The organism is Streptomyces flavotricini, assembly GCF_020639365.1.
GTDB classification, from domain to species: domain Bacteria; phylum Actinomycetota; class Actinomycetes; order Streptomycetales; family Streptomycetaceae; genus Streptomyces; species Streptomyces flavotricini.
Genome location: NZ_JAINUL010000001.1, coordinates 137221 through 157294 on the forward strand (window position 1 = coordinate 137221; position 20074 = coordinate 157294).

The 20074-nt window shown below is 70.2% G+C and carries 17 protein-coding genes and 1 pseudogene; 5 read left to right on the forward strand and 13 right to left on the reverse strand.

Annotated elements, in window-relative coordinates:
* Positions 1-163: 163 nt before the first annotated feature.
* On the reverse strand, positions 164-1024 hold the full coding sequence (locus K7B10_RS00640; protein WP_229333985.1) for an SDR family oxidoreductase: 861 nt from the start codon (positions 1022-1024) through the stop codon (positions 164-166).
* An 89-nt stretch (positions 1025-1113) separates the two neighbouring features.
* Here K7B10_RS00640 and K7B10_RS00645 point away from each other — a divergent pair, with 89 nt between their 5' ends.
* On the forward strand, positions 1114-1842 hold the full coding sequence (locus tag K7B10_RS00645) for a TetR/AcrR family transcriptional regulator (RefSeq protein WP_229333986.1): 729 nt from the start codon (positions 1114-1116) through the stop codon (positions 1840-1842).
* Positions 1843-1961: 119 nt separating this feature from the next.
* Here K7B10_RS00645 and K7B10_RS00650 read toward each other — a convergent pair whose 3' ends face one another.
* The 3 genes from K7B10_RS00650 to K7B10_RS00660 all read right to left on the reverse strand — a co-directional run bounded on the left by K7B10_RS00650 (position 1962) and on the right by K7B10_RS00660 (position 4189).
* Positions 1962-2399 carry a transposase gene (locus K7B10_RS00650; protein ID WP_229333987.1) on the reverse strand — a complete coding sequence of 146 codons (438 nt, stop codon included), beginning with the start codon at positions 2397-2399 and terminating at the stop codon, positions 1962-1964.
* A 434-nt stretch (positions 2400-2833) separates the two neighbouring features.
* Positions 2834-3634, reverse strand: coding sequence for a maleylpyruvate isomerase family mycothiol-dependent enzyme (locus tag K7B10_RS00655; protein WP_229333988.1), 801 nt, complete (start codon positions 3632-3634; stop codon positions 2834-2836).
* Between the two features lie 384 nt (positions 3635-4018).
* Positions 4019-4189 (reverse strand): hypothetical protein, encoded by a 171-nt coding sequence (locus K7B10_RS00660; RefSeq protein ID WP_229333989.1) that lies wholly within the window; start codon positions 4187-4189, stop codon positions 4019-4021.
* 564 nt (positions 4190-4753) lie between these two features.
* Between K7B10_RS00660 and K7B10_RS00665 the strand changes: the two genes are divergently transcribed.
* Positions 4754-6799 (forward strand): WD40 repeat domain-containing serine/threonine protein kinase, encoded by a 2046-nt coding sequence (locus tag K7B10_RS00665; protein ID WP_267501301.1) that lies wholly within the window; start codon positions 4754-4756, stop codon positions 6797-6799.
* A 407-nt stretch (positions 6800-7206) separates the two neighbouring features.
* On the opposite strand, the gene K7B10_RS00670 is transcribed toward K7B10_RS00665, so the two are convergent.
* On the reverse strand, positions 7207-7869 hold the full coding sequence (locus K7B10_RS00670) for a TetR/AcrR family transcriptional regulator (RefSeq protein WP_229333991.1): 663 nt from the start codon (positions 7867-7869) through the stop codon (positions 7207-7209).
* An 85-nt stretch (positions 7870-7954) separates the two neighbouring features.
* Here K7B10_RS00670 and K7B10_RS00675 point away from each other — a divergent pair, with 85 nt between their 5' ends.
* Complete coding sequence (locus K7B10_RS00675) at positions 7955-9118, forward strand: FAD-dependent monooxygenase (RefSeq protein WP_229333992.1); 1164 nt, start codon at positions 7955-7957, stop codon at positions 9116-9118.
* Positions 9119-9347: 229 nt separating this feature from the next.
* Here the strand turns inward: K7B10_RS00675 and K7B10_RS00680 are convergent, their stop codons facing one another.
* Positions 9348-9944 carry a sigma-70 family RNA polymerase sigma factor gene (locus K7B10_RS00680; RefSeq protein WP_229333993.1) on the reverse strand — a complete coding sequence of 199 codons (597 nt, stop codon included), beginning with the start codon at positions 9942-9944 and terminating at the stop codon, positions 9348-9350.
* Positions 9945-10020: 76 nt separating this feature from the next.
* On the opposite strand from K7B10_RS00680, the gene K7B10_RS00685 reads away from it, so the two are divergent.
* Positions 10021-10851: an alpha/beta fold hydrolase gene (locus tag K7B10_RS00685; RefSeq protein ID WP_229344671.1), complete on the forward strand. Its 831-nt coding sequence runs from the start codon at positions 10021-10023 to the stop codon at positions 10849-10851.
* Here K7B10_RS00685 and K7B10_RS41485 read toward each other — a convergent pair.
* The 5 genes and pseudogenes from K7B10_RS41485 to K7B10_RS00705 form a co-directional block, all read right to left on the reverse strand.
* Positions 10788-11324: pseudogene (locus K7B10_RS41485) on the reverse strand (hypothetical protein); the annotation flags it as partial. The gene K7B10_RS00685 and the pseudogene K7B10_RS41485 overlap by 64 nt on opposite strands.
* A gap of 119 nt (positions 11325-11443) precedes the next feature.
* On the reverse strand, positions 11444-13081 hold the full coding sequence (locus tag K7B10_RS00690; RefSeq protein ID WP_229333994.1) for a flavin monoamine oxidase family protein: 1638 nt from the start codon (positions 13079-13081) through the stop codon (positions 11444-11446).
* Between the two features lie 15 nt (positions 13082-13096).
* Positions 13097-14617 (reverse strand): APC family permease, encoded by a 1521-nt coding sequence (locus tag K7B10_RS00695; protein WP_229333995.1) that lies wholly within the window; start codon positions 14615-14617, stop codon positions 13097-13099.
* 273 nt (positions 14618-14890) lie between these two features.
* Entirely contained in the window at positions 14891-15085 is a 195-nt protein-coding gene (locus K7B10_RS00700) for a hypothetical protein (RefSeq protein ID WP_229333996.1), read from the reverse strand.
* 437 nt (positions 15086-15522) lie between these two features.
* Complete coding sequence (locus K7B10_RS00705) at positions 15523-16428, reverse strand: AraC family transcriptional regulator (RefSeq protein WP_229333997.1); 906 nt, start codon at positions 16426-16428, stop codon at positions 15523-15525.
* A 145-nt stretch (positions 16429-16573) separates the two neighbouring features.
* Here K7B10_RS00705 and K7B10_RS00710 point away from each other — a divergent pair, with 145 nt between their 5' ends.
* Positions 16574-17332, forward strand: a complete 759-nt coding sequence (locus tag K7B10_RS00710) for an SDR family NAD(P)-dependent oxidoreductase (RefSeq protein WP_229333998.1) — start codon at positions 16574-16576, stop codon at positions 17330-17332.
* Between the two features lie 474 nt (positions 17333-17806).
* Here K7B10_RS00710 and K7B10_RS00715 read toward each other — a convergent pair whose 3' ends face one another.
* The gene (locus tag K7B10_RS00715) at positions 17807-18658 is read right to left on the reverse strand and encodes an SDR family oxidoreductase (RefSeq protein ID WP_229333999.1); all 852 of its coding nucleotides are present in this window, start codon (positions 18656-18658) and stop codon (positions 17807-17809) included.
* 775 nt (positions 18659-19433) lie between these two features.
* Positions 19434-19841, reverse strand: a complete 408-nt coding sequence (locus tag K7B10_RS00720; protein WP_229334000.1) for a PPOX class F420-dependent oxidoreductase — start codon at positions 19839-19841, stop codon at positions 19434-19436.
* Positions 19842-20074: the final 233 nt, after the last annotated feature.

Here is a 20074-nt window from a genome sequence, read left to right on the forward strand (position 1 = left end):
GTCCCCGCCCCCGCCGGGGCAGAGCCAGGCCTTCCCCGCCTGTGGGTGAAGTCCGCTACGCCACGCGCACGCGGGCTGGACTCCTTCGGCATCCCTCCAGGCCCTGGCTGCGCTCCGACCTTGATCCCGGTGCGACCGGGGCTGTCTGCACGCCCCACTGGGTCTATTCGGCCCAGGCATGCTCCAGCTGGGTGCGCAAGGTGGCGGGCTCTCGTCCGATCAGCTCGGCCAGCGTCGAGGCGACGGCGGTGAACTCGCCGTTCTGCGCCGCTGCGAAGATGCTCAGTAGCAGGTCGGCCATCGGGGCCGGGGCGCCGTGAGCCAGGACCTGCTCGCGGAAGGCGTCGTCGGGGACGACGGTGCGGGTGAAGGGCCGTCCGGTGACCCGGGTCGCGATCTCTGCGATGGTGCCGAAGTCAAGTGCCGCCGTGGCGGTGAGCGGCGGGGTGGGCCCCTCGAAGCGGCACTCCTCGGCAAGGATCGCCGCGGTGGCCTCGGCGAGGTCGTCGTGGCCGGTCCAGGCGACGGGACCGTCTGCGGGGAGGGCGATGTCGCCGGTGTGGCGGGCCGACTCCAGGAACTGCAAGGCGCTGGAAGCGTAGAAGCCGTTGCGCAGTGCGGTCCAGGGCAGGCCGGTGGCGCGCAGCAGGTCCTCGGTCTGGGCGTGGTCGCGGCATGCCTGGAAGCGGGAGTCGTGGGCGGCGCCCATCTGGCTGGTGTAGAGGATGCGGCCGGTGCCGGCCTTCACGGCGGCGTCGATGGCGGTGCGGTGGCCGGTGACACACTCCTCGCCCGTGCGGTCGAGGGAGACGAGGAGCAGTTGCTCGGCCCCCTCGAAGGCGTGCACGAGCGAGGCGGGGTCGTCGAAGCTGCCCTGCCGGACGCGGACGCCACGGTCGGCGAGGTCCTCGGCTTTGCGGGGATCGCGGACGCTGACGCCGACGCGGTCGGCGGGGACGCGCTCCAGGAGGCATTCGACGGTGCGGCGGCCGAGCTTTCCGGTGGCTCCGGTCACGATGATCATTGGCTTCTCCCAGCGACGTTTCCAGTGGAATCAAATCAACAGTAACACTGGAAATTCCGATGGAATCAAATTTTCGGTACCATCGATTCATGGTTAGGCGCGACTCCACCGACAGCCCTCGTCACCGAATCGTCGAGGCGGCCGTCGAGCTGCTGGAGAAGGGCGGCCCCGACGCGGTGAGTACCCGCGCGGTAGCCGCTGCCGCCGGCATGCAACCGCCGGCGATCTACCGTCTGTTCGGCGACAAGGAGGGGCTGCTGGAGGCGGTCGCCGAGCACGGCTACGGGCAGTTCCTCGAGAGCAAGCGCGCCCAGCTCGACCTCGCCCCTGAGGACCCGGTGGCGGAGCTGCGCCGCGGTTGGGACTTGGTCGTGGAGTTCGGGGTCTCGCGCCCTGAGCTGTTCGCGGTGATGAACAGGGCCACCGGTCGGGGCGTGGACATGGCACACCGCGCGGGCCTGGAGATCCTCTACGGCCGGGTACGCCGACTGGCGGCCGGGGGGTGGCTGCGGGTCGACGAGGAACTCGCCGCCCAGATCATCCAGGCCACCGGGCAAGGTGCGGTCGCCACCTGGCACTCCACTCCCGCGGGCCGCCGCAATCCAGAGCTGCTGGACATCCTCCGCGAGTCCATGGTCGCCGCCATCACACGCGTCGAACCGACTGTCCCCGCCACGGAGACCGGCCCTGCCGCCGCAGCCCGCGCACTGCGCGCAGCTCTCCCCGACGACGCCGATGTTCTGAGCGACGCCGAGCAGCGCCTGCTGCGCGAGTGGCTCACACGTCTGGCATCGGACGGCGGCTCTCCATACACCTGAACGCGCGTCAGGAGCCCTCCGCGCAGGTCAGACCTCCCGAGGAGATCGAATGATGAAAAGGCGTCCACGAGGTGAGGCAAAGGGCGGCCACATGGCGCCGGGCGGCTTCCCCTCCCCCATCACACGCCGCCAACCTTGAACTCGGGATACCCCTTTCGCGCCTGCATCGCGACCGGTACGACGCGCTGCCTAACGGGCGGCCATCCCCTGGCCCTGACGGAGGGGAAACACAGCATCGCCCCACTCCTCTCGGAAGGTGAGTCGATCACGCCCGCGCCCGGCTCCGAGTCCCGTCTGGCCCGCTCGCGGACCGGGCGGCGGAGCCGGTCGTGGAACTCGCGGACCAGATCGTGGTTGCGCCAGCGCCGGAAGAACGCGTAGACCCGGTCCCACGGTGGGAAGTCGGCAGACGTCGCCTGCCACTTCGTGCCGTTGTCGACCAGGTAGCGGATCGCGTCCAGCATCGCGCGGTGGCGATAAGCCTCCGGTTGCCCGCCCCGGCGCCGCAGCCAGCCCGGCAGCAGTGGCCGAACCACCGGCCACTCGGCGTCCGACATGTCGGTGGGATACCGACGCTCGCGCGCCCCATGGTCTCTGGCGTTCCCGAACATGTGAGCCGGACAGTCACACGCGAGAGTGGCTGAAGTGGACCCCACTCCCGCGTTGCCGTAGAAATGCGACAACAGGGACTCCTGGACCGCACGTTGGCCTCGACACCCTTCGAGCTGTCAAGAGGCCCTGCTCTCATGCACGGCAGCCGCCGCAGTCACCTGATCGACTGACTTCTCGACGAGATCGGGACGAGGGCAGTCGCGTCGCTTCTCGTGATCGCTGGGACGGACAAAATGGGCACACTGCCATCCAGGTAGACGGTCGGCTTGGTGACGCCCCGAGGCCGCCTCGCGGGTTTGAGCCCGGTGCCGCGACTGACGAACCTGGCGAAGAGTGGTGTCCTACCGGCTCGAGGCGCGGCCGACCGCCCCGCTACGTCCTACTTCTCCTCCGGCTCCCAGACGCGGAGCAGGTCGAGCAGCCCTGAGTCTCCGTCCACACGCAAGGAGTCGGCCTGGATGCGGTCGTACAGGTAGAGGACCAGCTCACTGGCCGTGCCGTGGACGGAGGCGCCGGCTGTGTCCGAGTCTTCGCCGGTCGCGGCGGTGGGCGCGGGGACGCGGGTGGTGCGTGCGCCGTCGCCGTCGACCGTGAGGCGCCAGGAGCGGCCCTCGGCGCAGTGGAAGTCGAAGGCCGTGGGCTTGTGCGGCCAGGCACTCGGCGTTCCGCAGACGGTGAACAGGAACTCCTCCACACCGTCGAGTGCCACCTCGACCGGCAGCGGCTGCGCAGTGCCCCCGGCGAGCTGGGCGTCGTACGTGTGCACCGCGGTCTCCTGGGCCCGGTGCCGGGCGACACCGCCGGAGGTTTGCGGTGACTGCGACGCCGGCCACCACGTCCAGCAACCGCTCTGCGGGCCTGCCTCGCGCAGAGCGCCCAGCAGGAGCTGCGTCGACGCGGCCAGCCAGGCCAGCAGGGCCTCACGCTCCCGCGGCACTTCCAGAGCGGCTCGCGCAGCGGTGGCCTCGGCCGGGGGAGCGTCGGCAGGCCCCGCGCCGACGATGGCGGCCCAGAATCGGTCTCCCCCACCCAGGTGCTTCACCAGATCGAACAACGTCCACCCGGGGCAGGTCGGCACCTGTGCATCGAGACTGGGCGCGGCCGCGACCGCGGCGCGGAAGGCGGTCGACCGTTCATCGATCAGTCGCAGCAGTTCAGGAAGTTCAAGATTCTTTTCCACGCCGGATGTCTATCACCGTGCTCCGGTGATCGGACAGCGATTTTCACAGTCGCCGCCGATTGGCCATTGCGGACGTCCTCGCCTCCCACCGCCCGCCTAAAGCAACGGCGTTGCCGCCCACACGGCCCGGGAACCCGCAAGTTCGATCAAAGGCCCCGCCACGTCCGACCACTCCGGCGTCCACACGGCCACCACGGCCTTGGCCACCTCGACGGCGAGCACCCCGACGATCCGGCCCACCGGCTGCCAGGCCGACGACGAGCGCCGCCGGCATTCAACGCCGCCTCGCAGGCGAACTCGTCGCCGGTCACTGGCGGGACTCCGACGCTCCTCTCCTGGGGGCCAACCCGTCGGCCAGCTCAGAAGGTGTCCCGCTGCGCCGGGTCAGCCGGCCGCCGCAGCCGGACCCCGCCCGAACCGGGGTACGTCCTCGGCCGTGACGTCCATGCGCAGCCGCTGGAACCGGAACGGGTGGCGGAAGATGCCGCCGTGGGCGATGGACCGGTCGGCGCTGATCTCCGCCACCCCCTCCGGGCGCACCAGGACCGCGTCCAAGGTGTCGCGGGAGCCCCACGACGCGGCGAAGCGGACCCCCGGTCCACGGGTGTCCGGGCTCGGAGGCGGTCAGGTGCTCGGCGACCTGGCGGGCCTGCTCCGCGCACAGCGCGACGGTACGACCGACCGCGCGCAGCCGGCCCGCGTCGCCGTAGCGGCCGAGGATCACGAGCCGGGGGCGGGGCGCACCCGGGAGAAGGCACCTCAGCTCGATCAACGTCAGCCAGGACTTGATGACTTTGGCCGGCACCGGCGCCGGACGCCCCAACCCTCGCGATGACCTCGCCTCGTGCCGCGCCGAGAAGCCCCGGAGCGACGGAGCGACGGAGACCGTGCAACTGCGCCGCAGTCACGACGGTCAACATCAAGCAGTCACTTGGCAGCACGCTCTACACCCCAGACGACCTGATGGGCAAGATGTTCAGGATGTTCCGACATCTTGACGGTGTTCACCGATTTCGGGGTGGGTCTCTTGACGATGCGAACCTGCGAGCCCTTGGCCATAGCCCGTTCCCGGGGCGGGCTGATGGGGCCAAAGCCGCTGACAACCCGGCAGGAGGTCCGATGAACTCCCCGCTCTGGCCAAAGCCTTTACGCCCGGGCGACCCCCGCCATGTGGGCCCCTATCGCTTAGAGGGCCGCCTGGGAGGCGGCGGAATGGGGCAAGTGTTCCTGGGGCGCTCTCCCGGCGGTCGCCTGGTCGCCGTCAAGCTGGTGCGACCCGAACTCGCCGACGACCCCGGATTCCGGCGCCGGTTCGCCCTAGAGGCCGAGGCCGCCCGCCGCGTGGGAGGGTTCTACACCGCCCAGCTGGTCGACGCGGACCCCGATGCCGATCCGCCGTGGCTGGTCACCGCATACATTCCCGGCCCATCCCTGCACCAGGCCGTCGAGGCGCACGGCCCGATGCCCCCAGAGGCGATATCCGTATTGGGAGCCGGGCTGGCCGAAGGCCTCGGAGCGATCCACGCCTGTGGCCTGGTGCACCGAGACCTCAAACCCTCCAACGTGATCCTGGCCGCCGACGGCCCCCGCGTCATCGACTTCGGCATCACCCGAGCACTGGACGCCACCTCCCACACCCTCTCCCGCGCGGTAATCGGCACCCCGTCGTTCATGTCCCCGGAACAGGCACGAGGCCACGAGATCGGCCCGGCAAGCGATGTGTTCTCCCTCGGACTCGTCCTGGCGTTCGCCGCCACCGCGCGCAGCCCGTTCGGCACAGGACCGGCAGAGGCGATCGTCTACCGCGTAGCCCACGACGACCCCGACCTCACCGGCCTGCCCGCCCACCTGGCCGACCTGGTGAAGCGCTGCTTGGCCAAAACCCCCGGCAACCGCCCCAGCGTGACCGACATCCTCGGGCAACTCACCGACTTCACCCAGGCGACCACCCAGTGGCTCCCACCGCCGATCGCAACGATGATCACCGAACGCCAGGTCCACACACCGCCAACCCCGGCACTCACTCCCCCTTCCGATCCTGGCACCCACAGAAGCGGAACGACACCCGACGCCCTCGAGCACGCGCCGGCCACGGACCCATCCGGCGACACGGAGCAGCATCCGGACGAACCAGACCAAGGGCCGTCCGACGGCATCCACACGCCGAGCAGGCGTCGCCTGCCCCGGCGGCTCTTCCTGGCCGGCGGTCTGGCTGCACTGAGCGCGGCGGCGGCCCCCATCGGCTGGGACTACTGGTCCCACCGCAACCGGCTGACCGGCGAGGACCTGTACACGGTGGCTTTCAGCCCCGACGGCCGCACCATCGCGGGAGGCAACATCTCCGGCGACGGCTGGCTGTGGGCCACCGACTCACATGATGTGATCACCGATTTCTCCTCCGCCAATTCCGACAACAGCGCCTTGGCCTTCACCCCGGACGGATCCGCACTGGTGACAGCAGGGATGAGAGAGCCGCTGAGCTTCCGCGATCCCTCCACCGCGAGAGTGACGATCTCACTCGCCTCACCGCTGGGAAGCGCCCAGACCATGGCGTTCAGTGCAGACGGAAGCCAACTGGTCGTCGCGGGCAACATTCCGATCGGCAATCTGGAAGCCCCCGAGATCTGCATCGTGTGGGACGTCAAGGCCCAGAAACTGAAGCACACCATGCCATTCGCCTCGAGGGCCAGTTCCGGGGTGAACTCCGCAGCGTTCATCGACAATGACTCACTCATCCTGGCCGGCGGGAACCTCACGGAAGGCAGCACGAACGGATTCTGGCGCTGGAACCTCCCCAGCGGCGAGCTAAAGCCGATGGGCCCCGATGGGTGGGGCTCGGCGGTAGCCGTCAGCCCGCACGGAAAGCAGTACGCGCTCGGCGGCGCCCACGGCTGCTCTCTGACATCCGCTCAAGGAACCGCGCCGCGGGTCATCAGCAACGCCCACGTCGACGCGCTCGCCTTCAGCCCGGATGGTGCCACCCTGGCGGTCGCTGACAAAGACGGCATCCGCCTACGGGACGCGGCGACCGGTCGGACAAAGACGACGATCACCGACCGCAGGGCATCCACATTGGCGTTCCATCCCGACGGGAGGTTCCTGGTCTCGGGAGGCTGGTTCGTCGATGGCAAAGGCGGCTGGCTGTGGCCCCTCAACGACACCTGACCCAGGGCGCGGGCCCCCACGTTTGCGGCTCGGCCTGCTGCTGTTGCGCTTCGGCTGGGTGGAGGACGTGGCGGCCAAGCGCTCGCCGCGGCTCTTGCCGTACGCGCGCCGCCGGCGGGGCAGGCGCCGGGCCGCCGACTGACGGGCAAGCCGCCGTGGAGCCGGCGAAGGAGCAGGCGAGCAGGTCGGGGCCTGCGGGGCGTGGGCCGACGGCGAGCACCGCGTCGACTCCCGGGCGGGGGGCGCCGCCTTCGACGGCAGAGTACGTTCGGAAGTACGGGGTGCGGCCCTGGCCACCCAGGCCGCGACGGGGGTCGCACCCCGGCAGCGCGAAGGCGTCCGGCCCGGTGCCCCGCGGGACCTCTCTGTCCCTGGCGGCGGGCAGCACCCGGGCGTACTCCGGCGGGTCAGGGGCGCTCCGGCACCTCCGCGGCCAGCGACGCGTCCAGCATCCGCCGGACCGTCCCGGTCAGTTCCGGGAGGGTCGGCACGGGGCGCGTGGCAGCGAGGGCCCCGGCCAGGTGGTCGTAGAGGATGCCCTCGGTCCAGGCGACCAGGAGCTCTGCTGAGCGCTCGGGGTGGGCGGCGCCCAGGGCAGCGAGGATTCCGGCCGCGCGGGCGCGGGCGCCGAGGCCCGCTCGGTGCAGTCCCGTACGCAGCTCCGGGTTGCGGGCGGCCTCCAGCGAGAGTTCGAAGCGGGCCAGCTGCCGTTCGCGCCCCGTCGTCAACCAGCGGTGGATCACGCTCGCGAGCCCGGCCGCCGCCTCGTCCCTGGCCGCCCGCTGCCCGTGGCCGCCGCCTTCCCCGTGGTCCCCCGGTGCTCCCCCTCGCGTCTGCGGGAGGGGGAGCACCGGCGCGTCCTGGTCCACGTCGGCCAGGTCGCTCTCGGCCAGGCGCCGATAGCAGGCCTCGATCAGCGCCGTCCGGGTGCGGAAGTAGTACGAGGTGCTGCCCGCCGGCAGGCCGGCGGCGGTGTCGACCGCCCGATGGGTCAGGCCGCGCAAGCCTGCGGCGGCCACGGTGGCGATGGCGGTGTCGGCGATGAGCGTCCTGCGGTCAGGGGTGGACATGGACTCACTCTACAACTGTAGAGTGAGCGATGAATTCCTCTACGGATGTAGAGGTCATGCGTGTGCACCGAGGAGGGGAACAGCCATGTCCGGACGTCGAGTGGTCGTGGTCGGAGCCGGGATCGGCGGACTCACGGCGGCCGTGGCCCTGCACCGCCTCGGCTGGCAGGTCACCGTCCTCGAGCAGGCGGCCCGGGCGGCCACCGGCACCGGCGCCGGGATCGTGCTCGCGCCCAACGCCCTGCGCGCCGCCAGGGCCATCGGATTCGACGTCGAACGGGCGACGGGCAGCGCCGTGTCCGCCGCCATGGGCGTGCGTCGCCCCGACGGCGTCTGGCTCAATCGGGTCGACACCGCCGCACTGGTCCGGCGCTACGGGCGTCCCCCACTCGCCGTGCACCGGGCCGCCCTCACCGGCAGTCTGGCTGCGGAACTACCCGACAGGGCGCTGCGGTACGCCACCCCCGTCGAGGGGGTCGAGGGCGCGGAGGAGGAGACCGCCCGAGTGCGGACCGGGACTGGGGATGTGCAGGCCGACGTCGTGATAGCCGCCGACGGCATCAACAGTCCCCTGCGCCGGCAGTACTTCCCGGGCCACCCAGGCCTGCACCACAGCGGCGAAAGGGCCTGGCGGACGGTCGTCGCCGCCGAGGGTCTGCCCGGCCTCACGACCTCCGAGTCCTGGGGGCGCGGCGAGCGCTTCGGCATCGTGCCGCTGGCCGACGGGCGCGTGTACGTCTACGCCACCGCCTTCGTACCGCCGGGCAGCCGCTCGGCCGACGTACGGGCCGAGCTGGCGCGGCGGTTCGGCCGGTGGCATGCACCCCTACCCGCCCTACTGGAACGCATCGAGCCCGCCGCCCTGCTCCAGCACGACCTCTACGACCTCGCCGCGCCACTGCCCCGCCTGCACCACGGCCGCATCGCCTGGATCGGCGACGCCGCCCACGCCATGACTCCCAACCTGGGCCAAGGCGGCTGCCAGGCGATCGAGGACGCCGTGGTCCTGGCCCACTTGCTGCACCGGGCCGGCCCCCTCGCAGTCCCCGCGGCCCTCGCCGCGTACAGCACAGCCCGGCGGGAGCGGACCGATGCAATCCGGGTGAGGTCCCGCCGGGCGGGCCGGGTGGCCGGCCTGCGCAACCCACTCGCCGCCGGTGTGCGGAACCTCGCCGTCCGCGCTACTCCTGGCCGCCTAGCCCTCCGGGCACTGGACGACCTCTACGAAGGATTCACCCTCCCCGCATAGCCAAGCCCTCCGAGCACGTGGACTACCGCCCCCACAGCGGCACGGCGGCGTGTTCGCGCCACAGCGAGGTGCGCGGAGTCCGGGACGACGGCCATGGTGCGTCCCGGGGTGACTCGGCGCGATCCTCGCACAGCGTGCCGCCATGGAGGGAGTGAACGACAAGCCCCTAGAGGCCGGCCGCGCGGTGCCGAACTCTTCCAGCGCGGGTTTGCGAGAACGGCTCATGGCGTCAGCCCCGGAGGAGGTCGCGCTGGATCTGGTGAGCGATGGAGCGGCGCACTGATGCCGGCCTGGGATCGGTGGCCTTCGTGGGAACGTCAAGACCTCGGCTGATCTCGTCATACGCGGCCTGGTGGGCGCCCGACAGCTCCGCCCGGTACGACCTCAGGTCCTTCTCGACGAGACGCCTCAGCTCGTCGATGGTCTGGGACGTGAAGCGCTTCCTCCCCCGGGCGAGTGCGTTGACAAGGCGGGAACAGTGCGCGGATTCATCGAGAATCTCAGAGATCTCCTCCGCGAGGCCCCAAAGTCGCCCCTCGAGCCATGGCGCGTCGTGCTGGGCGAGGGACACCTCCATCGGGGGCAGTAGCTCGTCAGACCTGTGCTTCGCCATCTGTTTCGACACGGCCGGCTGGCTCATGTCAGTGAGCTGCGCGATACGTTCCTGCGTCCAGCCGAAGCCCGCGAACACCTTGACCATTTCGGCGCGGAGCCGGCGCATCTCCTCGCCCGCACGGATGATCTCGTTCATGCCGACGAGTATCCGCTCGGCCTGTTCCTCGGTCAGCGCCTCGGGGACCTGATGGGCGCTCTCTTCGTCTGCCACAACCCCGTTATACACCAGGACCCCCACTCCCATAACCGGGTTGTACAACCTGGTTATGACTGACAGGATCCGCCCCATGCCTACCTTCCCCGCGCCTGACGGAACTCAGCTTTCATACCGCGTGATGGGTGATGGCGATCCAGTCGTCTGCATCCCGGGAGGCCCCACGGACTCCCGCTACCTCGGAGACCTCGGGGGCCTGTCCAGATACCGCCAACTGATCTTCCTGGACCTGCGCGGCACCGGCCGGTCCGCGATTCCCCGAGACACCTCCTCCTACCGCTGCGATCGCCTGGTCGACGATGTCGAGGCATTGCGCGAGCACCTCCGCCTACCGCGCATGGACCTGCTCGGCCACTCCGCCGGTACCAACATCGCGACGCAATACGCGGCCAGACACGCGGAGAAAGTCAGAAAGCTCGCCCTCATCGGCCCCAGCTCCCGAGCTGTCGACATAGCGATCACGCGCGAGACGCGACGCGAGCTGGCGCAGCTCCGGAAGAACGAGCCATGGTTCCCGGCGGCGTTCGCCGCCTTGGAGGCGATCACCGAGGGAACGGGCAACGACTGGGAAAGCGTCGCCCCCTTCTTCTGGGGCCGGTGGGATGCCACGGCACGACACCACCACGCAGCCAACCAGCCGAGCAACCAGGAGGCTGTTGCTCTCTTCGCGGCTGAGGGCGCCTTCAGTCCGAAGCGCACTCGGGCGGCGCTCGCCTCCTGCCAGGCTCCCGTTCTGCTGCTCACTGGAGAGTTCGACTTGAACAGCCCGCCTGTTGCCGCGGCCGAGTTCGCGGAAGCGTTCCCTGACGCCACGCTCGCGGTACAGCCGGGAGCAGGCCACTATCCGTGGCTCGATGACGCCGACTGGTTCGTGGCGACCACGGCAGCTTCCCTCCGCAGATGACCTGGCCCACGCCCCTGGAATGTGATGCGAACGCGAATGACTCCAAAAGAGGGAACACAACCTGATCGCCGTCGTGGCTCCGCACGTACGGCCGCACCGCCCGCCCTGACGAGTCCAGCCGGTGAGGTGAGGGGCCCATGACGCGGGCAGCCGCATGGCCGCCCGCGGCGGGGAGCACTGTCGCAGGCGGGCCGACGGACTGTGGCTGTTCTACGTTCCGGACGAGCCGCCACCGCCGCCCGATCACGGCCGGGTTCAGGCCGGCGGGACGAGGGTGAACCAGCGCGCGTCGGTGGCGAAGGCGTAATCGAAGCGTCCGGCTCGCCGGTGACGGATTCCGCGTCCCACCGGTGGACGGCCTGTTCGATGGTCTGCATGCGCAACCAGAAGCCGCTGGTCCGCTCCGCCAACCAGCTCAAACACCGGCAGGTCTGGTCCGAGTCCCGCAGCGCGTCCGCCAGTTCCCGGGCGGCTGCGGCCGACCAGTCTCAAAGACCCCGGGTGCGGGCGCACCCGCCGGATCGGGTGTCGCCCCCATCGGCGCGAGCGCCGGCCCCGTGTTCCCCGGCCCACGACCAGGCATCGGCCGGGCTCAGCTCAGGGCGGTGATCACCTCCTTCGCCGCCCGCTCCCCCTCGGTGGCCCCGCCTTCCATGAACCCCTGGAAGTCGTAGCTGCAGTGCTCGCCGCCGATGTGGATCCGGCCCTGGGCGGTGCCCTCGTATTTCGCGTACTTGTGCAAGTAGCCCGTCGGCCAGTACGAATACGCGCCGAGCGAGTACGGATTGCGGTGCCAGGCCGACAGCTGCGCCCGCCCGGTCCAGGCCGCCTTGGTGCCCGGGAAGAAGCGGTCGATCCCGGTGAGCATCCGGCCCGCGAGGGTGCGTACGTACGGGTCGGAGTCGGTGGCGAAGGGGCTCCCCGGCGTGAGCGACCCGGCCAGCGTGCCTCCGCCGTACTGGAGCAGGATGCCCCCGTTACCCGGCTGGACCTTGGTGGTGTCCCAGGTCTGCTGGATGTCGAGGTCGGTGAAGCAGTCTCCGGAGGAGACTCCGGGCCAGGGGCCGGTACCGCGCCAGGGGCGGCTGGTGAACTGCATGTTGAGTTTGGTGCAGTGGCCCATGCGGGCATCGCGCAGCAAGTTCGTCATCAGCGGGTCGAAGCCGGCACCGGTGACGTCGATCCGCTGGAGGATCGGCAGCGGAAGGCACAGGATCGTGTGGTCGGCCACGACCGTGCGGGTGGCGCCGGCGTCGTTGAAGGTCAGTGTCTGGGTGCCGTCGGCCGCGACGCGGACGGCTACCAGTTCACGGCCCATCGCGATCGAACCGGCGGGCAGGGCCTTGGCGATGGCGTTCGGGAGCTGGTCGTTGCCGCCGACGATGTGGTAGCGCTCGTTGGACAGACCCCAGACGTTGAAGTTGCCGGGATTCGGCTGGTAGCCCATCAGCAGGACGAGGGCGAGGGCGGACTGCTGATCGGTGTCGGCGCCGTACTCGACGTTGTACGCCACGTCGATGAAGCGGCCGAGCTGCGAGCCGTGGCCGCCTGGGATCCGGGTCTCGATCCACTCGTACAGAGTCATGTTGTCGAGGGCGGTACCCGCAGGGGTGGTCGCGTTCCAGGAGACCTCGCCGGCGTTCTGAAGGTCGCGGTGCAGTGCCTGGTAGACGGCGTTGAAGTCCACGTCGGCCTGAGCGCGCGAGTAATAGGTGCCGTTGAACCAGAGGACTTCCTCGGCGCCGTTCGGTCCGCCGCCGAGGAAGTCCTCGGTCGGCAGGTTGAAGCGGCGGCACAGTTCCAGGATCTTCTTGTGGCTGGTGTCGATCAGCTCGCCGCCGATCTCGGAGGTCTGGCCGTAGGCCCAGAGGGAGCGCTGGCTCCACATCCGGCCGCCGACCCGACTCGGGTTGGCCTCGTAGAGCGTGCAGTCGACGCCCGCGTCCTTGAGCGTCAGGGCGGCGGTCAGACCCGAGATGCCGGCGCCGACGATGGCCACCCGGGCGGGAGTGACGGGCTTCTTCTCGGTGAGGGCCTCCACGGCCTGGGCGCTGGCGGAAGCCCCCGCCACCGAGGCGAGGGCGGCGCCGAGCCCGAGGGCGGCGCCGCGTCCTATGAGCTGGCGCCTGGTGGAGCCGCGGACCTCGGCGACGGGCAGGCCGAGCCGGCGGGCTGCGGCGTGATCGGCAGCGAGCCGGTGGAGCGCGTGCATCAGGGGGGTACGTGCCATGGCGGTGGCTCCTCGTCAGATGTGCGCGGCGGAGGGGGCGGGCTCGTCGGCGCGTTCGGCGGCGTCCTCCAGGACGACTCGACCGATGATCTCGTAGCGCTCGGGAGCCTTGTACTTGAGCCACAGGCCCAGTCCCAGGCCTCCGAAGAACACCACGCCGACGATCCATGGGATCAATGTGAAGAAGACGGATTCGGCGGCCAGCCCGGCCGCCGTCTTCATGTTGAGCAGCAGCAGGACCACCACGGCGGCCATGGCGACGCCGCCGAGCAGCGGGGCGGTGAAGGTGCGGAACCAGTGCCGGTCCTCGGGGTGGTTCTTGCGGAAGTAGCCGATCACGGCGAAGGAGCACAGGGTCTGCACGATGAGGATCGCCATCGTGCCGAGGATTGCGAGCAGCGTGTACAGGTGGATGTACGGGTCCTGCCCGGTCAGCCAGAACAACGCGACCAGGCTGGTGGCGATGGCCGTCTGCACCAGGGAGGAGACGTACGGGGATCCGTGCCTGGCGTGCGTACGACCAAGGCCGGGATGGAGGAAGCCCTCACGACCGATGGCGTAGAGGTAGCGGGCGGCGCACTGGTGGAAGGCCATGCCGCAGGCGAAGGAGCCGGTGAGGAGCAGCCACTGGAATGCATCCACGGCCCAGGAGCCGATGAAGGTCTGGGTGGGCGCGAAGAAGAGGTCGAGCGGACTCGCGGAGGCGGAGAGTTCCATGGACTTCGCGAGCCCGTTGCCGGCGATGGTCATCCAGGAGACGTAGATGTAGAAGAGGCCGACGCCGACGACGGACACCAGGGTCGCCTTGGGAATGACCCGCTTGGGGTCGCGAGACTCCTCCCCGTACATGGCGGTGGATTCGAATCCGACCCAGGACCAGAATGCGAAGAACAGGCCCAGGCCGGCGGAGGTTCCGGCGAAGGCGTTCTTCGGGTTGACGGGCTCAAGCGGGATCCCGTCCGGACCGCCGCCCGCGATCAGGACGGCAGTGGCGACGGCGAAGAGGACGGCGATCTCGGCGACGAGCATGGCGCCGAGCGCTTTGGCGGTGAGGTTTATGTCGAAGTGCGCGAGAGCGGCGGTGATGGCGAGCATGGCAGTCGCGTACACGATCCAGGGCAGGTCGATGCCGAGTTGGTCGTGGACGGTGGTTTTGGTGAAGTAGGAGAACACGCCCACGATCGACGCCTCGAAGACGACGTACGCGAGAACCGCGAGCATGCCGGAGGCCATGCCGGCGATCCGGCCGAGGCCGTGCGAGATGTACCCGTAAAAGGCACCGGCCGCGGTGATCCGCTTGGCCATGGCCACGTAGCCGACGGCGAAAACGGTGAGGACGGCAGTCGCGAAGAGGTATCCCGCGGGAGCGCCGATCCCGTTGCCGAAGCCGACGGCGATGGGGAGGTTGCCGGTCATCGCGGTGATCGGGGCGGCGGTGGCGACGGCCATGAAGACGACGCCCACCAAGCCCACCGAATCGGCTTTGAGCCGCTGGACCTGTGGTGCGCCGCCACCGGTGCTGGAATCCGTGCTCATGGCTCCTCGTTCCTGTCGTGAGGGCGCTCACTCTCCCGTCGCGTGACCCATCCCACAATCGGCATGTAGTCCGGTAATTCCCTTGCAGGGACGACGAGTTGTCAGGCAGGACGGAGGACACTCAGCGCCCGGGGCTCCCCGTACGCCCGCAGCCCCCGCCAATACGTTGCGCGGGCGGCGGCCGCCACGACGGCCCGCAGCATGAAAGCGCTGACACCTTCGCCGTCCAGGTACCCATCGCGAGGTGTGAACCATGGCGCCGCCCACCGGGCCTCACTCAACCGTTCCGCCTCTGGCGGTGATCGCGCAGGAGGGGCTTGCCGTGGCACGGTCACCGATCGCTTCGCACTTCGGCAGGTTCGTGCGGAGCCAGAACAGGGTCGCCTTGAGGTTCGTGAGCGCCGCGCGCGAGGCGTCCCGTTTCCAATCGTCGTCCAGGGCCTGGACATACGTCTGTGCCCAGTTCACCCACCCAGGCATTGAACCGTCCCACGAACCGCGCGTCGACCCCCGCCACGCCACTACCCCCGAGGTGCGTCGTCAACTTGACGCCTGGCTTCGTGAGGCGTCTGCGATGAATCCCGCCGCACGGGTGAGTTATCCGCCGAGGGCCTGTCGTGGCGGATGTCGGCCCGCCACACCCGCCTGTGTGATCAAGAACCTGATGCCGCCCGGCCTGCCCGCGCTCGCGGCACCCGCGGCCGCCCTGGCCTCTGGCCCTGCCGGCTCCGGTGCCACTGGCCGAGGCGATCGACCGCCCGCCCGTCGCCGCCGAGCACCGCGAAGTACAGGATGCACGTCCTGGACAATCCTCCGAGCTGTCGGAGCGTGCTCAGGATCTCCTCCGTCGTACGGGCCGACGTGAGAATCCAGTCGAGTTCAAAGTCCCGATAGATCTGCCGGACTCACACCGAGGTGCGGGAGGCGGTGCCGGAGTCCCGGTGGAGGCGGGCGGCGTCCTCGCTGGGCGGTGCGCCGAACTGGCGGCGGTACTCACGGCTGAACTGTGAGGGGCTGTCGTATCCGACGCGGTGGCCCACTCCCGTGACGTCGCGGGGGTGGGTGGCGAGCAGCAGGCGGGCTTGCTGGAGGCGGATCTGCTTCTGGAAGCGGATGGGGCTCATCGCCGTCACGGCCTGGAAGTTGCGGTAGAAGGCGGAGGGGCTCATGCCGGCCAGGCGGGCCAGATCCTCGACCCGGAAGGGCTCCGCGTAGTGGTCGCGGATCCAGCGGACCGCCCGGGAGACGTGGCTGAGGCTGCTGTCGGCCAGGCCCAGCTGGCGTACCGCGCGGCCTTGTTCGCCGGTGATCAGACGCCAGAGGATCTCCTGTTTCACGAGCGGGGCGAGCACGTCCCGGTCGCGGGGCTCGTCCAGCAGCCGGAGCAGTCGGACCACGGCGTCGAGCAGGGCCTCGGGGGCCCGGCTGACGGAGATGCCGGACGGAGGGCCGCCCGCGGCGCGCGGGGCGGGGCCCGTACCGGCGCGCAGCAGGAGTTCGGCGACCGCGGGGGGTTCGAGCGTCAACCCGAAGCCGAGGGCCGGATGTTCGCGCGTGGCCCCGACGAACTGCCCGGTGACGGGGAGGTCGACGGAGGCGACGAGGTACTGGCCGGGCCCGTACTCGAAGACCCGGTCGCCCAGCATGAGGCGTTTGGAGCCCTGTGCGATCAGCGCGAGGACCGTGCCGGAGGTGGCTGGTGCGGGGGGATCGGAGCGGTCGACCCGGGAGATGAGGACCCCGTCGACGGGGGTGGTCCAGTCGGGCCGGGCGTGCCGGTCCAGGAGGGTGCGGAGCTCGTCCAGGGGCATGCCGCCATTGCAGCACGGGAGCCGTAGGGAGTCCTGCACTCGGGAGGATCATGCAAGTGAACGGTCGGATCGTTCTACTGTCTGTGCAGGTCAGAGCTTTGAATGGAGGGGAAGGCACAACCAGTCACGGATCGAGGAGGAGATCATGAAGGTAGCGGTCATCACGGGTGCCAGCTCCGGTATCGGGCGCAGCACGGCGATCGAGGTCGCCCGGCGGGGCACCGGGGTCATCCTCACCTACGGTGCCAACGCGGACGGCGGCCGGGAGACGGCGGCGGCCATCGAGAAGGACGGCGGCACGGCCGTGGCCCTGCCCCTGGACCTCGGTGACACAGCCGGGTTTCCCGCCTTCCGCGGTGCGGTGGCCGCGGCGCTGCGCGAGGTGTGGGACCGGGACACCTTCGACCACCTGGTGAACAACGCGGGCTCCGCCCACATGGCCTCGTTCGAGGACACGGCGGAGGAGGACTTCGACCGCCTGACCCGGGTCCTGCTGAAGGGCCCGTACTTCCTGACGCAGACCCTGCTGCCGCTCATGGCGGACGGCGGGGCCGTCGTCCACACGAGCAGCAGCTCCGCGACGGCGGCCGCCCCGGAGCCGGGGTACTCGGCCTACGCCTCGCTGAAGGGCGCCCTCAATGTGCTGGGCCGGTACATGGCCAAGGAGTTCAGCGGCCGCGGCATCCGCGTCAACACCGTCTCCCCGGGGCCGACCCGGACCCGCCTCGGCGGTGACGCCTTCGACCGCTTCCCCGAGCTCGTCCCGCCCCTCGTCGCGAAGACTGCCCTGGGCCGCCTCGGCACGCCGGAGGACATCGCCGCGGTCATCGCCACCCTGCTCTCGGACGACGGACGGTGGATCACCGCGCAGAACGTCGAGGTCTCCGGCGGCTACGCCCTCTGACCGGCCGCGACACGGACTCCGGCCCCAGCGCTCGAAGCAGGCGCCCGGGCGCTGGGGCCGGGGAAGCTGCGCAGCTCGTCGTCAGCCGGCGAGCCGGACGCAGGCTGCTCCCCGGCCGTCGGCCCCGGCATCGCAGCCGTCCAACGACCGAACCTCCGCCGCCGTCATCGCCTTGCCCATCCGGGACACCGCCTGAGCGCATGGGCGTACCGTGTCAGTGCAGGAGTCTGCTGTGCGCCAGGGTGGTCGGATGCACCGCTGGACCGTCCCTCCGCTGCTCGTTGCCCTGCTGCCGACGTGCGGGGGTGTGTCGGTCCCCGGCTCCTGCGGACTCGCGACCCCCACGTGTCCCTGCGCCTGGCCGGGTGGAGGTGGCTGATCTGTGCCGGGCATCGCCGGGGATGACGGATCCGGCGATGACGCAGCTGTGCCGCAGCACATATCGATGATCATTGGCCGGTGAGGAGCGCGGGGCTACGAGGCACCTCGTCCTGCTTCCTCGGGGACGTGAAGGGCGAACTGCCTCACACCGCGCACCGTGGTGCGCAGGACGCGCTGGGTTGCGCGGCTGTCGAGACGTACATCGAGGGCACCGAGATGTGTACTGCCCGCTCGCAGGGCGGTGGGCAGCCGTGATGGGTCGAGTCCGTCGCGCTTGGCGATGAGGAGGCCGAGCTCGTGGCGGCTGACGGCGTCGGGCCCTGCGATGTGGTGGATACCGGCTGCTTCGCCCATCGCGAGTTCCAGGAGGGCGGCGGCTAGGTCGGCGACGTGGACGGGGCAGCGGATGTCGTCGGTGAACAGAGCGCCGTCGCGCGTGCCGGTGGCGAGGTCGTGGATGAGCTTCTCGTGTGCGGAGCGGCCGTAGCCGATGATCAGCGACGTGCGAGCGACAGCGGCCTTCGGGTGCACGGCGAGGACGCCGGTCTCCGCCGCAGCCTTGGCCGCTCCGTACGGGGTGACGGGGTCGGGGAGGCAGGACTCGTCGTAGTGGACACGGGCGCCGGAGAAGACGGCGTCAGTGGATACGTGGACCATGCGGCTTCGGTGCTTCGCCGCGGCCATGGCGAGCCGGATGGGGCCCTGCGCCGTCACCTGCCAGTCGGCTCCTCCGCTCGATGCGTTGAGGATGACGTTCGGGCGCACCTCGCTCATCACCGCGTCCAGGCGTTGGGCGTCTCGTAGGTCAAGGGGGTACCAAGCGGTGTGAGCGGTGTCGCCGGGCTTGGTCGCGTACGTCGCGGCCGTGGTGTGCCCGGCGGCCTTCGCCTGCCGGATGAGCTCGGCTCCCAGGAAGCCGCTGCCGCCGATGATCAGAGTGGTCATGCGCGGCACGGTAGTGCGCAGGGGTGGGCACGGGAGGGAGTTCGGAAAGTCGTTCCCAGGCGGCTTCAGTGGCGAAGGCAGTCGCCCCGGGTTCGGGCGGCCAGCGTCGTCGCAGCCGTCATGGAGCCGATTGACGAGCAGCACATCGTGGAGCCCGGCCTGGTGGCGCTGGGCTCACATGGGCTCAGCCACTTCTCCCCGCACCGCCCGGTCTGGATGAGCAGTCGTGATGGGCCAGTGATCGCGCCGCCGACCGCCGGCTAGCCGAACGTCCTGGCCCGTCTGGACCCAAGAAACGAAGGGCCGCCGCACGTCGTCCTCTGGGGGACGGGGCCCCGGCGCCACCCACGGCTGCGCGCCGGGGGCGCCCCCCGGTGGGCACCATGGGGGATGTCACGGACCGCTGACCAGCCATCATCGGCCGGTCTCTCCCGCTTGCTTGGGGCGGCCCGGTGGTACGGCTGCCCCCGGAAGAACCGGGCACCGGGCCTCACCCGAGCACGCCATCTCGGCACGGGCTGCTGCCGACCCTAGCGCCAGGGCCAGGAGCTGGTCCCCCGCCCCTGCTCTCGGTACCCCAGCCTCTCGTCCCCCGAATCAAGCCGGAAGGTTCAGCGCGCAGGACGCAGCATCGCAACCCGGATCGGGTACGGGAACATCCGGGCCCGCCGGAACGAGCACGACGCCGCCCAGTGCGCTGCCCTCGCCGCGCTCGGCGTGGACTGCGCACGGTAGCGGGGCCCTGGGCTGTCCCCCATGATCGGCCGGACGGTTCCTAGAGCGAGCCGACGACCTTGTCCGGGGTGACGCGGACCACGACGCGCTCCGCGTCTTCGGCGGAGGCCGGGTTGAAGTCTGCGTAGTCCTTGCCCGTGTACTTGCGTGAGAGCTCGTTAATCAAGTCCTGGCCGCCCTCCGTGGTCAGGGTGGCGGTACCGCGCACTTCGGCATAGGTGTACGGCGCATTGTGCGGGTTGATCATGACGGTGATGCGCGGGTCGCGCCGCAGGTTCTTCTCCTTCCTGCGGCCGACCGTCGTGGAGATCAGCAGATCGTCCCCGTCGCGGCCGAGCCAGGTCACCGACAACTGCGGCCTTCCGTCGGGCTGGACGGTCGCCACCGTCGCGAAGACGGGAGTGTCGTCGATGATCTTCTGGAGATCGTCGGAAAGCGCGGCAGACATTGATGACCCCTTCCACGGGGATGCCTCGCCCCTGTAGCGCAGCACCCACAGATTACAAAGAGTCAGCATAATGCGACGCAGGGTTACATGCGACCACCGCCCCGTCCCCACCACACCGGCAGGGACGAGGCCCCACGACCCGGCGGCCACGGTGCCGGCACCGGCATCGGCATCGGCATCGGCATCGGCATCGGCAAAGACCAACCGCCCGCCCCACCTCTTCGAGATCAGGA